Origin of the sequence: Cryobacterium sp. TmT2-59, from assembly GCF_004403545.1 — a bacterium.
In the GTDB taxonomy this organism is placed as follows: domain Bacteria; phylum Actinomycetota; class Actinomycetes; order Actinomycetales; family Microbacteriaceae; genus Cryobacterium; species Cryobacterium shii.
The window spans coordinates 41376-54266 of record NZ_SOGM01000058.1; the positions used below are offsets into that span (position 1 = coordinate 41376).

Genomic DNA, 12891 nt, shown 5'->3' on the forward strand with positions numbered 1-12891 from the left:
CCTTCCTCTATGAGTACTGCCATCCACTCGAACACCGCGCAGGCCTTCGAGACGTCCCTGGCCACCTGGCTGCCCGTCGACCCCGCCCAGGCGAGCCTCCGAGCCGAGTACCTGTCGTTCGTGCGCGCGGGAGGCGACGCCGCCCTGGACCGGGATGGCGGCGCCGAGCATGTCACTGCCAGTTGCTTCGTCTTCAACCCGCACCTCAGCCACCTGCTGCTCTGCTTCCACAAGAAGGGCCGGTTCTGGGTGCAACTGGGCGGCCATGTCGAGCCGGCCGACGCATCCGTGGCCGCCGCGGCCCTCCGCGAGGCCCGGGAGGAGGGCGGCATCACCGGCCTCCGCCCGGCGGGCCCGGCGGGCCCGCCGCCGGTCGACGTGCACCGGCACGCGCTGAGTTCACGATTCGGCCGCTGCATCACGCACTGGGACGTCGGCTATGTGGCCATTGCGCCCACGGATGCCACGCCCGTGGTCAGCCCGGAAAGCGAAGACGTGCGGTGGTGGCCGACGGATGCGCTGCCCGAGCAGGTCCCCGAGGGTTTCGCCGAGCGCGTGGCCGTGGTGCTTCGCGAGCTGGCGCACCAGCGAGACGGGCTGTAGGCCGCATCGGCTGGTAGCGGAACAGACCGGTGAGGGGCCCGGACGCTGCCGGGCCCTTCACCTCGTGCAGGGCGTCCTGCCTGCGGCGGTCTCTGCAAGCACTGAGCGATCCCGGCTAGAGCATCTGGAAGATGCAGATGAAATTGCCTTCGGTGTCCCTGAACCAGGCCGACTTCATCTCGTCCGTCGCGGCGACACCGTTGACGGTCTTCAGTCCCGGGACGTCGTAGTCCTCGAACACGACGCCGCGTTCGCGGAGCCGGCTCATTTCGGCATCGAGATCGTCGGTGGTCCAGCACATCTGGGTGTTCCGGGCGGTGCCGGCGTTGCTCGTCTCATAGATCTCGAACGTGCCTCCGGCCCCCGTGCGGTACACGAGGGTTCGGCTTTCCTCGTGGGCCTCGGCGGGGTCAAGTTCGAGAGCATCGTGATAGAACGCTTGAGCGCGTCTGAGATCGGCGGCCGGCAATACGGTGTGGAGTTCCTTCAGCATGTTCAACGCCTCCTTGGCGCATCTGGAGGTATTCGGCGGAAGCGCTCCTCAATCGAACTGGTCACGGATCCCGCGCCGGATCGGATGCCGACGGCGGCGTGCTTCCCTGGGTGAGAGTGCCGGCTGCAGTACAGCCGCTGGCGCGAATCGTGGCCGGTACTCTTCGTTCGCCGGGCTGTGATCCCGGCCAGGCGAGCGTTGGCTATCGCATTTCGACTACTCATAATACGCCGCCCGTCGGCGTCGATAAAGGGGTCCCGCACGAAATTGCGGGGCCGCCCACGTCAGCTGGTTGTTCACTCACCGCGCGGGCGGTGCGCCCGCCCCGACGCAGGTCCGGCGGCCCACCAATTCGACGGAGATTCTGCTCTAAAAACAGACATTCCGACCGTTGGAGCCTGATTTGGGCAGAATCTCCGTCGAATTCGTTCGGTCCACGCGCGTCAAGCCGCTGACGCACGGGTCCTACGGACCGAGCAGGGCCGCCTCGAACGCGACCCAGGCCAGCATGGCGCACTTGACCCTGGCCGGGTAGCGGGAGACTCCCCCGAAGGCGGCGGCGTCGCCGAGCACCTCTTCGTCGGGTTCGATGGTGCCGCGGGAACGCAGCATCTCCCGGAAGGTGTCGAGCAGGGCACGCGACTCCGCCACGGTGGTCCCGCGCACGCTGTCGCTGAGCACGGAGGCGGATGCCATCGAGATCGAGCATCCGTCGCCGCGCCAGACGAGCTCGTCGATCACCGCATCGCCATCCGCATCACCGTCGGCCCGATCCGGATCGGCGCGCACGCCCATGCGCACCGTCACCTCGTCGCCGCAGGTCGTGTTGACCTGGTGCGACTCGGTCAGGTGCAGCCCCCGGGCATCCGCTGCGGCCGCAGCCTCCGCCAGGGGAGGCAGCTCGTCCGGCGAGGCGCCGTGCCGGGACTTGGCGTGGTCGAGGATGATCTGCTGGTACAGCTGCTGCATGGCGCTGTTGGTCATGAGTGCACTCCGAAGAAAGGCGCAACCTCGCGCAGGGTCGCCAGGAACTGGTCCACCTCGTCGGTGGTGGTGTACAGGTAGGTGCTCGCGCGGGTCGACGCGGTCACGCCGAGACGGCGGTGCAGCGGCTGGGCGCAATGGTGCCCGATCCGCACGGCGATGCCCGCCTCGTCGAGGTACTGTCCCACGTCGTGGGCGTGCACGCCGGCCAGGTCGAAGCTGGCCAGCCCGATGCGCTCCACCCCGAGGGGAGGCCCCAGCAGGCGCACGCCGGGGATGTCGGTGAGCCCGGCGACGAGACGCTGGCCCAACTCGGCCTCCCTGGCCGCGATGCGCTCCATGCCCGTCTCGGTCAGGTAGTCCACGGCGGCGGCGAGGGCGATCGCCTGCGAGATGCGCTGGGTGCCGGCCTCGAACCGCTGCGGCGGTGCCAGGAACTCGGCGGTGTGCATGTCGACGGTGGTGATCATGGACCCGCCGGTGAGGAACGGCGGCATGTCGGCGAGCAGCTCGTACTTGCCGAAGAGCACGCCGATCCCGGTCGGGCCGAGCATTTTGTGGCCGGAGAAGACGGCGAAGTCCACGTCGAGCGCGGCCACGTCCACGGGCATGTGCGGCACCGATTGGCAGGCGTCGAGCAGCACGAGCGCGCCGACCGAGCGGGCCAGGGCGACGAGCTCGTCGACCGGGTTGACCGTGCCGACCACGTTCGAGGCGTGAGTGAACGCCAGCACCCGGGTGCGAGGCCCGACGACTCCGGCCGCGGCGGCCAGGTCCAGGGTGCCGTCGTCCAGAACCGGGATGAACCGCAGGGTCGCGCCGGTGCGAAGGGCAAGCTGCTGCCACGGGATGAGGTTGGCGTGGTGCTCCATCTCGGTGACGACGATCTCGTCGCCCGCCCCGAGCCGGAAGCGCCGGGCCGCCGGGCCGCCGAGGCCGAGCGACGCGTTCGAGAACGAGTAGGCCACGAGGTTCACGGCCTCGGTCGCGTTGGAGGTCCAGACGACCTCGTCGTCCCGGGCCCCGATGAAGGCGGCGACGGTCGTCCGGGCGGCCTCGAACGTCTCGGTCGCGCCGAACGCGAGAGTGTGCGCCCCGCGGTGCACGGCGGCGTTGCGCTGCTCGTAGAACTCCTGCTCGGCCTCCATCACGCTGACCGGGTTCTGCGAGGTGGCACCTGAGTCGAGGTAGTTGAGCGGATGCCCGTTCACCTGCTGGGCGAGGATCGGGAAATCGTTGCGAATGCGATCGACTTCCTCGTCCGTCAGCGGGCGAGCGTTCGCACGGGGGGACGGTGGAACGGAAGACGTCATCCTTCCAGCGTATTCCCTCCTCCCGGCAATGCCCACCGGCCCGACCGAGGAGCGAGGCAGCGGTCGTGGACGGGAGCGAGGCAGCGGTCGGTCGGGAGCGAGGCAGAGCGCGTAGACGGGGGTGAGGCTGCGGTCGGACGGGAGTGGGGCAGGATGGAGCACGTGAACGCAGCAGCGAGCAAGTCGACGGGCGAGGCGACGGGCGAGGCGACGGGCAATGCGATGACGCCGGCCCCGTTGCCGCCTCCTGCCCGGCAGCGGTCCGAGCATCCGTCGCAGGCCCCGCCGCAGCATCAGTCGCAGCCCCCGACTCAAGGCCCCACGAAGCCTCGGACCGCGCGCTTCGCGCAGGTGATCGTGGCGTCGACCCGGGCGGCGGGCGGCGTCTACCCCGACCGCACCGGCCCCGTGATCGACGCCTGGCTCGGCGAGCGCGGCTGGACGCTGCGGGAGCGCCGCGTGGTTCCCGACGGCGACGCGGTCGGCGCAGCCCTGGCCGCGGCCGTGGATTCCGGCTGCGACCTGGTCGTCACCACCGGCGGAACGGGCGTCAGCCCCCACGACCACACGCCCGAGCAGACGCTGCCCTTCCTCGACCGGCAACTCCCCGGCCTGATGGAAGAGCTGCGTCGCCGCGGCTCGTCCTCGACTCCCCTGGCCGTGCTCTCCCGCGGCTACGCCGGGATCTGCCGGGGCCGCACCCTGATCATCAACCTGCCGGGATCCCCCGGCGGCGTGAAAGACGGCCTGGGCCTGCTCGAGGACGTGCTCGACCACATCCTGGACCAGCTGCACGGTCTGGACCACTAGCCCCCGAACGAATTCGACGGAGATTTTGCCCGAATCGGCGCCAAAACGTTGAAAACGGGCGTTTTAGATCAAAATCTCCGTCGAATTGGTTCACAGCGGGGAAGCAGGTTCACGGCGGCACGGGGTGGAGGCCCCGGGTGCAGACCCCCGGCCCTGGCCGTGAGGATGCCGCGAGCGAGCGCGTCGACTCGCGGGCGGGGGCCTCCGCGCGGATAATTTCAGGTATCCAGCGCGTGAGCCCGGCACCCGGCGCCGGGGAAGCACCGCCCGACACACTGCCCTGCAGGGGGAACGATGGACCTGAACACCGTACTGACGATCACCCCGGCGCGCAGCCGCGAAGATCTGCGCGCCCTGAGCCCCCGCGTGGCTCCCCTGGCCGGCGGATCCGATCTGTTCGCCGACCCGCAGGTGCACCTCACCGGGCTCGTCGACCTGCAGACGCTGCGCTGGCCGGCGCTCACGGTGACCGGCTCCGTGGCCGACGCGGCGGCCGACGCCGTGGCCGACGGGGTGGCCGACGGGGTGGCCGACGCGGTGACCGACGCGGTGACCGGCACCGACCCGGGTGACCCCGGCGGCGTGAGCGGCCTCGAGATCGCGGCAACGTGCACCCTCGCGGAGCTGTCCCGGCTGCCGGCCGTGCCCGGCTGGGCGGCGCATCCGTTGTTGTTCCAGTGCTGCACCGCCCTCTACGGCTCCTTCAAGATCTGGAATGTCGCCACCGTCGGCGGCAACCTCTGCGCCTCCCTGCCCGCCGGCCCGATGACCACCCTCGCGGCCGCCCTCGAGGCCGAGGTGCTGATCTGGCGCGCCGACGGCAGCGACGAACGGATGCCGGCCGCCGCCTTCGTGACCGGCAACACCACCAACGTGCTCGGCACCGGCGACGTGCTGCGGTCCATTCACGTTCCGGCCTCCTCGCTGGCGTCCCGCACCGTGTACCGCAAGATCGCCCTCTCCCCGCTCGGCCGCTCCGGCGCCGTGCTCGTGGGTCGCCTCGACCCGGCCGGCGGTTTCGTGCTCACCGTCACCGCCGGCACGGTGCGCCCGGTGCAGCTGCGCTACCCGTCACTGCCCGCGGCGAGCGCGCTCGCCCGCGATATCGCCGCCATCGACTACTGGTTCACGGATGCCCACGGCGCCGCCGACTGGCGACGCGCGGTGAGCGGGGTGCTGGGCGAGGAGATCCGCGCGGAACTCGAAGGCGCCGCACTCGAAAACGGAGAGCACCCATGAGGTTCCAGATCAACGGTGAACCGGTCGACGCCACTCCGGCGCCCGGCCAGTGCCTGCGCTCCTTCATCCGCGACCAGGAGCACTTCGAGGTCAAGAAGGGCTGCGATACCGGGGACTGCGGCGCCTGCTCCGTGCTGGTCGACGGCACCCCCGTGCACTCCTGCATCTACCCCGCGTTCCGCGCCGAGGGCGCCGACGTCACCACGGTCGCCGGGCTCGGCCGGCCCGGCGACCTCGCCCCGCTCCAGCAGCGCTTCGTGGACGCCGCCGGCTTCCAGTGCGGGTTCTGCACCGCGGGCATGATCGTGACCGCCTCCACCCTGACCGAACCAGACCTGGACGACCTCCCTCGCCTGCTCAAGGGCAACCTCTGCCGCTGCACCGGCTACCGCGCCATCGAGGACGCGATCCGTGGCACGCACACCCCCGCCGACGGCTCCGGCCGCACCGGTCTGGGCCCGGTGGTCCAGACCGGCCGTCGCCCCGGCACCGTCGGCACCTCCCTGGGCGCCCCGGCCGGCGAGCGCGTGGTGAGCGGGCGGGAACCGTACACGCTGGACGTCACGGTGCCCGGGCTGCTGCACCTCAGTGTGCTGCCGAGCACGCAGGCGCATGCGCGCATCCGTTCGATCCGGACCGACGCGGCGGCCGCCCTGCCCGGGGTGCACGCCGTGCTCACCCACGCCGACTCCCCCGCAACGCTCTACTCCACCGCCCGGCACGAGGACCGCCTCGACGACCCGGACGACACCCTCGTGCTCGACCCGATCGTGCGGTTCCGCGGCCAGCGGGTCGCGGCCGTCGTGGCGGACACGGTCGCCATCGCCGAAGCCGCCTGCCGGCTGATCGAGGTCGACTACGAGCCGCTCCCGGCCGTCTTCGACCCGGCCGAGGCGCTCCGGCCCGGCGCTGCCCTGGTGCACGGCGACAAGGATGCCGCGGCCAGCCGCCTCGCCGACCCGCAGCATAACCTGGTGGCCGAGCTGCACGGCGAGTACGGCGACATCGCGGCCGGCCTGGCCGGCGCCGCCCACACCGTGAGCGGCAGCTGGCAGACCCAGCGGGTGGCGCACACGCACCTGGAGACGCACGCCACCATCGGCTGGCTCGAGCCCGGACCCGACGGCGAGAACGAGGGCACCGGCGAGCGCCTGATCCTGCGCACCAGCTCCCAGGTGCCGTTCCTGGTGCACCGCGAGATCTGCCGCCTGTTCGACCTCGAACCCTCCCGCCTGCGCGTGTTCACCGCCCGGGTCGGCGGCGGCTTCGGCGGCAAGCAGGAGATCCTGACCGAGGACATCGTCACCCTCGCCGTGCTGAAGACCCGGCGCCCGGTGCAGTACGAGTTCAGCCGCTCCGACGAGTTCACCCTGTCCCCGGCCCGGCACCCCATGCGCATCGACGTCACCCTCGGCGCCGACGACACCGGCCGCCTCACCGCTCTCAAGCTGGGCGTGCTCGCCGACACCGGCGCCTACGGCAATCACGGCCCCGGCGTGATGTACCACGGCAGCTCCGAATCGGTCAGCCTCTACCGGGTGCCCAACAAGCGGGTGGATGCGCAGAGCGTCTACACGAACAACCTCCCGTCCGGCGCCTTCCGCGGTTACGGCCTCGGCCAGGTCATCTTCGGCGTCGAGTCCGCCCTGGACGAGCTCGCCCGCACCGTGGGGCTGAACCCGTTCGACCTGCGTCGGCTGAACTCGGTCGGCCCGGCCGACCCCCTCGTGGTGACGCATGTGGAGGGCGAGGACCTGATCTTCGGCAGCTACGGCCTCGACCAATGCCTCGACCTGGCCCAGGCGGCGCTGGCCCGCGGCAACGGCCAGGCCGTCCCCGCCGGCGCGGAGTGGAAGGTCGGCGAGGGCATGGCCACCGCCATGATCGCGACCACCCCGCCGCGTGGTCACTACGCGCAGGCATCCGTCACGCTCGGCGACACGTTCGGCGACACGTTCGGCGACGTGACGGCCGCCAACCCGGGCCGCTACACCGTGCGGGTGGGCACGGCCGAGTTCGGCAACGGCACGACCACCGTGCACGCGCAGCTCGCAGCCACCGCCCTGGGCACGACGCCTGACCGGATCGAGATCCTGCAGTCGGACACGGATGCCATCGGTTACGACACCGGCGCGTTCGGGTCGGCCGGGATCGTCATCGCAGGCAAGGCCGTGCTGGCCGCGGCGAACGACCTGGCCGCCCGGCTGCGGTCGGCCGCCAGCGAGCGACGCCCGCCGATCGCCTCCGCCGAGTGGACCCTGGAACCCGACGGGCTGCGCAGCGGGACGGCGTTCGTGCCGCTGGCCGAGCTGGCCGAGCACGCCGGAGCATCCGTTCTGCGCGGTACCGGCGCGGAAGATGGCGCCCGCCGCTCGGTGGCGTTCAACGTGCACGCCTTCCGGGTGGCCGTGAGCACCCTGACCGGCGAGGTTCGCATCCTGCAGTCCATCCAGGCCGCGGATGCCGGGGTCGTGATGAACCCGGAGCAGTGCCGCGGCCAGATCGAGGGTGGGGTCGCGCAGGCGATCGGCACCGCACTCTACGAGGAGGTCGTCCTCGACGGCGCGGGCACCGTCACCACCAGCGTGCTGCGCAACTACCACATCCCCCTGCTGGCCGACCTGCCGCTGACCGAGGTGTACTTCGCGGACACGTCGGACGTCCTCGGCCCGTTCGGCGCCAAGTCGATGAGCGAGTCGCCGTACAACCCGGTGGCGCCGGCACTGGCGAATGCGGTGCGCGACGCGATCGGCATCCGTCCCACCGAGCTGCCCATGTCCCGCGACCGGATCTGGCGGCTGCTGCACCCCGAGCGGGCTGCAGGCTGAGCCGGAGCCGTTTCTCCCGGCCGTCGCCCAATACACTGGGGGCGTCCCGCCCGCGGTCACCCGCGGCACCGCCACCGGCCATACCCGCAGCACCAGCCAGAACGGACCCCTCCGTGACACCCTCCAGCCGGGTCTACCGCGGCCACATCTTCCACGTCGCCGGCTCCCCCACGGTCGCCACCGCCCGCGAGAACCTGGTGTCCCTGCCGGACGGCGCCCTGGTCACGACCAAGACGGGCCGGATCGCCTGGGTGGGCAGCTTCGCCGACCTGCCCGCGGCCTTCGCGGGCCTGCCGGTGACCGACAATCGCGGCGGCTTCATCCTGCCCGGCTTCGTGGACACGCACCTGCACTTTCCGCAGACCTACTCCACGGATGCCTACGGCGGCGGCCAACTGCTGGAGTGGCTCGACAACTGCGTCTTCCCGGCGGAGGCCCGGCTCGGCGACCCCGCGTTCGGTGAGCGCATCGCCCGGGACTTCACCCGGCGCCGCATCGCCGCGGGCACGACCAGCGCCCTCGTCTTCGGCTCGGCCTTCCCCCACGCCCAGGACGCCCTGTTCGCCGAGTCGCAGCGGGCCGGCCTGCGCCTGGTCAGCGGCCGCGGCATCCAGACCGTGGGCTCGGAGCCCTCCCGGGCCCTGCTCACGGGCGAGACCGAGGCGCTCGACCTGGTCTCGGCCGAGATCGACCGCTGGCACGCCGTGGACACCGGCGACCCGGCGACCGCACTGCTGCAGGTGGCCGTGGTGCCCCGGTTCAGCCTGTCGGTTACGCCGACGACCCTGGCCGGCCTCGGCGATCTCTACGACGGGGTGCGCGGCCGCGGCGTCTACTTCCACAGCCACCTGAACGAGAACAACCGGCCCGGCACCGGCGAGATCGACGCCGTGAAGTCGGTCTACCAGGTCGACACGTACCTGGACACGTACGACGGCCGGTTCCTGCCGGGGTCCGCCCGGGGCGGGTCGAGCCTGCTGGGGCGGCGCAGCATCCTCGCCCACGCCGTGCACTGCGAGGACGAAGAGCTCGCCCGGCTGGCCGAGACCGGCACCTCGGTGGCGCACTGCCCGACCTCGCAGCAGTTCCTCGGCTCGGGCACCATGCCGTGGCTGCGCACCACGTCGTTCGGCGTGAACGTGGCCATCGGTTCGGACATCGGCGCCGGCGACGAGTGGCTGGTGTCGCGGGTGCTCAACGACTGCTTCAAGGTGCACCTGTCCGAGCCCGGTGACGCGGGCCTGTCGATCGACCCCGCCGCTCTGCTCTTCACGGGCACACTGGCCGGTGCGCGCGCGCTGGACATGGAGACCCGGTTCGGCAACTTCGACGTGGGCAAGGACGCCGACTTCCTGCTGATCGAGCCGGACCGCTGGGAGCCGCTCGCCAGCGTGCTGGAACGCGGCATCCGTGCCGATAACGAGGCGATGGCCACCGAACAGACCCTGTTCGCGCTGCTGCTGGCTCTCCGCCAGCCGGCGATCACCGGCGTCTACGTGCGCGGCCGCCGGGTGCTCGCCCCGGAATAGGCCCCGCCCCGGGCACCCTCACCGTCCCCGTCCCGTCCCCGTCCCGTCCCCGTCCCGTCCCCGTCCCGTCCCGGCGGCGACCCAACGAATTCGACGGAGATTCTGCTTTAAAAAGACCCGTAGCATCCGTTTCGGCCCGAAATCGTCAAAATCTCCGTCGAATTCGTTAGGGGCTCGGGTACCTGAGGTGCGGAAGCCTGAGGCTCGGGTGTTCGAGGGGCCGGACGTGCCGACCGGGCTCCCCACCGGCCCGCGCCCTACGATGGCAGGCATGCCCCTCTCCTCCCCCACATCGATCGCCGGCCTCGTGCTGGCGGCCGGCGCCGGCTCGCGGTACGGCCTGCCGAAAGCCCTTGCGGGCGGCGGCGACGGCGTCCCCTGGCTGGTTCGCACGATCCGCACGCTCGCCGACGCCTGCTGCTCGCCCGTGATCGTCGTGCTCGGCGCCCGAGCCGACGACGCCAGGGCGCTCCTGGTCGAATTCGCCCTGACCGGGGCAACGGATGTCCCCGGCACCGCCACGAGGACCGGCGCCCCGACCCCGCCGGTCCTCGTGGTGCAGGCCGAAGACTGGGCGGAAGGACTCTCCGCGTCGCTCCGCGCGGGCCTCCGGGCCGCGACGTCGCTTGCGCCGGAGCCCGAAGCCGTGGCGATCGTGCCGGTCGACGTCCCGGGGCTCCGCTCGAGCACGGTGGCACGCCTCATCGCGCCGCTGCCCGGCACCAGGGCCGGCAAGACGGGATCGGAGGCATCCGTCGGTCCGGACACGCTCCGGCAGGCCGGTTTCCTCGGACGACCGGGGCATCCCGTGGTGATCGGGCGCGCGCATTGGCCCGAGCTGATCCGATCAAGTGGCGCCGACACCGGAGCCCGACCCTATCTGCAGGCCCACCACGCCCACCTGGTCGAGTGCTCCGACCTCGAGACCGGTCTCGACATTGACCGGAGAGACTGACCGGAAAGACCACCGGAGAGACTGACCGGAGAGAACACCGGCCGGACCGACCGCTCGTCAGCAGGCTGCTCGCCGCGCCGACCTCGCCCAGCCACGCGCCGCAGCTGCGCCGACCTGCGCCGACCTGCGCCGACCTGCGCCGACCTGCGCCGATGCGCCCGGCATCCGTGGAATCATGAGACCTAGATTCGGCCCCGGTCCCACCCCCGCAGCCAGCCCGCCGCCAGCCCGCAGTCGCGCTCTCCGATAGGACCCCCGTGCTTGAGAAACTCCGCCGCCACCCCGCGAATCTGCACCTGGGGCTGATGCTGGCCCTGACATTTTCCACGGGCGTGGCGGACGCGGTCGGATACCTCGGCCTGGACAAGGTCTTCACCGGCAACATGACCGGCAACGTCGTCATCCTCGGGATGGCCATCGCGGGCGCCCCGGGACTTCCCGTGGCCGGGCCCCTGCTGGCCCTGTTCACCTTCATGCTCGGCGCCGCCGTCGGCGGACGGGTGCTGCGCCCGGTCGCCATCGGCTGGACCACCCACGCCACCGTCCTGTTCGGCGCGCAGGGCCTGATCATGCTGGTCCTGGCAATGGTGCTCTTCGCCGGCGGCGGCGTGCCGCCGCACCCGTTCGGCCTCCTGATCACTGGTTCTCTGGCCGCCGTGATGGGGCTGCAGGCATCCGTCGCCCGGCATATCGGGGTCAAGGATGTCACGACCGTGGTGGTCACGTCCACGATCACCGGGTTCGCGGCGGACTCGCGGCTCGGCGGCGGCAAAGGCCAGCCGTGGTTTCGGCGCCTGGCCGCGATCGTGCTGATCCTGCTCGGGGCGGGCGTCGGGGCGCTGCTGCTGACGTTCAACATCGCCTGGGGCGTCGCCCTGTCGGCGCTGATCACCCTCACCGTGACCGCCATCGGCCACGCCGCCGGACGGCCGCACCACGCGCCGTGACCTCAGCCCCGGAATCCGGTCGCCGAATCCGGTCGCCGCACCGGTCGCCGCACCGGGTGGAATTGCGCCCCACTCCGTGTGAGGCTTAAGGGGTGCCGAAAACAGATGAACGCGTCGATCTGCGAGAAGCCGTCGTCCTCGACCGCCCCTGGATCACCATCGTCTGGGACGACCCAGTGAACCTGATGAGCTATGTCTCCTACGTGTTCCGCAGCTACTTCGGCGTCTCCGCCGAGGAAGCCGAACGTCTGATGCTGCAGGTACACAACAACGGCCGGGCCGTGGTCGCGACCGGCAACCGGGAAGCGATGGAACGCCACGTGGAAGCGATGCACGGCTACGGGCTCTGGGCCACCCTCGCCAAGGACGAGACCTGATGGAATTCCTGCCCGCAGGAGGGGAAACCGGTCGGGACCGCTCGAACGGCCGGGCCGGCAAGGACAGCCAGGCCGGCAAGGGCGGCCATGCCGGTCAGGACGGCCAGGCCGGTCAGGCCGGTCAGGCCGGTCAGGCCGGCCCCACCGGCGAGAGCGCCGGCAGCGTGACCGCGCAGTTCGAACCGGCCGAGGTCGGGCTGCTCCGCATGGCCGCACGCCAGCTGATCGAGCTGCTGGAGGCCGCGGAGTCCCACGCGCTCGGGACATCGGTCGACCCTGCCCTGCGACGGCTGCTGCCGGATGCCTACACCGACGACCCGGAGGCCGCCGCGGAATTCCGCCGGTTCACGGCCGGCGACCTGCTCGAACGCAAGGTGCGGAATGCTCGCGTCGTGATCGCCACACTCGGAGAGGAGTTGGCGGACGAGATCGCCGACGACGCGCCCGAGACGCTCAACGACGACGACTTCGACGAGCCGGCGACGACGATCACCCTCGACCGGGACGACGTGCAGTCCTGGCTCCGCACGCTGACCGATCTGCGCCTGACCCTGGCCGAACGCCTGGAGATCTCGCCCGACGGGGTCGTTCACCTCGCCGAGGACGAGGCGCCCTTCCTGCACGGCATCTACGAGTGGCTCGGCATGGTGCAGGAGTCCCTGGTCTACGCCATCGACGTCTAGCTCCCGTGTGACTCCCGTCTGACTCCCGTGCCGAACCAATTCGACGGAGATACTGCTCTAAAAACCCGGATCCGGACTGTTTCAGCCCGATTCCGGCAAAAACTCCGTCGAATTCGTTAGGGGCGCGGGC

At 71.2% G+C, this 12891-nt stretch carries 12 protein-coding genes; 9 read left to right on the top strand and 3 right to left on the bottom strand.

Going from position 1 to position 12891, the window contains the following annotated elements; genetic code table 11:
* Positions 1–9 precede the first annotated feature (9 nt).
* Complete coding sequence (locus E3T24_RS09520; RefSeq protein ID WP_134434544.1) at positions 10–603, top strand: NUDIX domain-containing protein; 594 nt, start codon at positions 10–12, stop codon at positions 601–603.
* A gap of 115 nt (positions 604–718) precedes the next feature.
* Here the strand turns inward: E3T24_RS09520 and E3T24_RS09525 are convergent, their stop codons facing one another.
* The 3 genes from E3T24_RS09525 to E3T24_RS09535 form a co-directional block, all read right to left on the bottom strand.
* Positions 719–1096, bottom strand: coding sequence for a VOC family protein (locus E3T24_RS09525; RefSeq protein WP_134367491.1), 378 nt, complete (start codon positions 1094–1096; stop codon positions 719–721).
* 465 nt (positions 1097–1561) lie between these two features.
* The gene (gene sufU, locus E3T24_RS09530; protein ID WP_134402556.1) at positions 1562–2080 is read right to left on the bottom strand and encodes a Fe-S cluster assembly sulfur transfer protein SufU; all 519 of its coding nucleotides are present in this window, start codon (positions 2078–2080) and stop codon (positions 1562–1564) included.
* The gene (locus E3T24_RS09535) at positions 2077–3393 is read right to left on the bottom strand and encodes a cysteine desulfurase (RefSeq protein ID WP_134367495.1); all 1317 of its coding nucleotides are present in this window, start codon (positions 3391–3393) and stop codon (positions 2077–2079) included. Before E3T24_RS09535 ends, sufU begins: the two co-directional genes overlap by 4 nt.
* A 162-nt stretch (positions 3394–3555) precedes the next feature.
* Here E3T24_RS09535 and E3T24_RS09540 point away from each other — a divergent pair, with 162 nt between their 5' ends.
* From E3T24_RS09540 to E3T24_RS09575, 8 genes are all read left to right on the top strand, one after another.
* Positions 3556–4203, top strand: coding sequence for a MogA/MoaB family molybdenum cofactor biosynthesis protein (locus E3T24_RS09540; protein ID WP_347232655.1), 648 nt, complete (start codon positions 3556–3558; stop codon positions 4201–4203).
* 294 nt (positions 4204–4497) lie between these two features.
* Positions 4498–5442, top strand: a complete 945-nt coding sequence (locus E3T24_RS09545; protein WP_134434545.1) for an FAD binding domain-containing protein — start codon at positions 4498–4500, stop codon at positions 5440–5442.
* Complete coding sequence (locus E3T24_RS09550) at positions 5439–8270, top strand: molybdopterin cofactor-binding domain-containing protein (protein WP_134367497.1); 2832 nt, start codon at positions 5439–5441, stop codon at positions 8268–8270. The genes E3T24_RS09545 and E3T24_RS09550 overlap by 4 nt, the downstream gene beginning before the upstream one ends.
* Positions 8271–8383: 113 nt before the next feature.
* A complete protein-coding gene (locus E3T24_RS09555; RefSeq protein ID WP_134367499.1) occupies positions 8384–9799 on the top strand; it encodes an amidohydrolase family protein in 1416 nt (471 codons plus the stop codon).
* Between the two features lie 271 nt (positions 9800–10070).
* Positions 10071–10754: a nucleotidyltransferase family protein gene (locus E3T24_RS09560; RefSeq protein WP_134406001.1), complete on the top strand. Its 684-nt coding sequence runs from the start codon at positions 10071–10073 to the stop codon at positions 10752–10754.
* A gap of 257 nt (positions 10755–11011) precedes the next feature.
* Positions 11012–11701, top strand: coding sequence for a YoaK family protein (locus E3T24_RS09565; protein WP_241978668.1), 690 nt, complete (start codon positions 11012–11014; stop codon positions 11699–11701).
* Between the two features lie 92 nt (positions 11702–11793).
* Positions 11794–12078, top strand: coding sequence for an ATP-dependent Clp protease adapter ClpS (clpS, locus tag E3T24_RS09570; protein WP_241975831.1), 285 nt, complete (start codon positions 11794–11796; stop codon positions 12076–12078).
* Positions 12078–12761: a DUF2017 domain-containing protein gene (locus tag E3T24_RS09575; protein ID WP_134434546.1), complete on the top strand. Its 684-nt coding sequence runs from the start codon at positions 12078–12080 to the stop codon at positions 12759–12761. Before clpS ends, E3T24_RS09575 begins: the two co-directional genes overlap by 1 nt.
* Positions 12762–12891: the final 130 nt, after the last annotated feature.

Coding starts and splice junctions, on each gene's coding strand:
- E3T24_RS09520 (WP_134434544.1), top strand. CDS start 10: ATGAGTACTGCCATCCACTCGAACACCGCGCAGGCCTTCGAGACGTCC.
- E3T24_RS09560 (WP_134406001.1), top strand. CDS start 10,071: ATGCCCCTCTCCTCCCCCACATCGATCGCCGGCCTCGTGCTGGCGGCC.
- E3T24_RS09575 (WP_134434546.1), top strand. CDS start 12,078: ATGGAATTCCTGCCCGCAGGAGGGGAAACCGGTCGGGACCGCTCGAAC.
- E3T24_RS09550 (WP_134367497.1), top strand. CDS start 5,439: ATGAGGTTCCAGATCAACGGTGAACCGGTCGACGCCACTCCGGCGCCC.
- E3T24_RS09535 (WP_134367495.1), bottom strand. CDS start 3,393: ATGACGTCTTCCGTTCCACCGTCCCCCCGTGCGAACGCTCGCCCGCTG.
- sufU (WP_134402556.1), bottom strand. CDS start 2,080: ATGACCAACAGCGCCATGCAGCAGCTGTACCAGCAGATCATCCTCGAC.
- E3T24_RS09525 (WP_134367491.1), bottom strand. CDS start 1,096: ATGCTGAAGGAACTCCACACCGTATTGCCGGCCGCCGATCTCAGACGC.
- E3T24_RS09545 (WP_134434545.1), top strand. CDS start 4,498: ATGGACCTGAACACCGTACTGACGATCACCCCGGCGCGCAGCCGCGAA.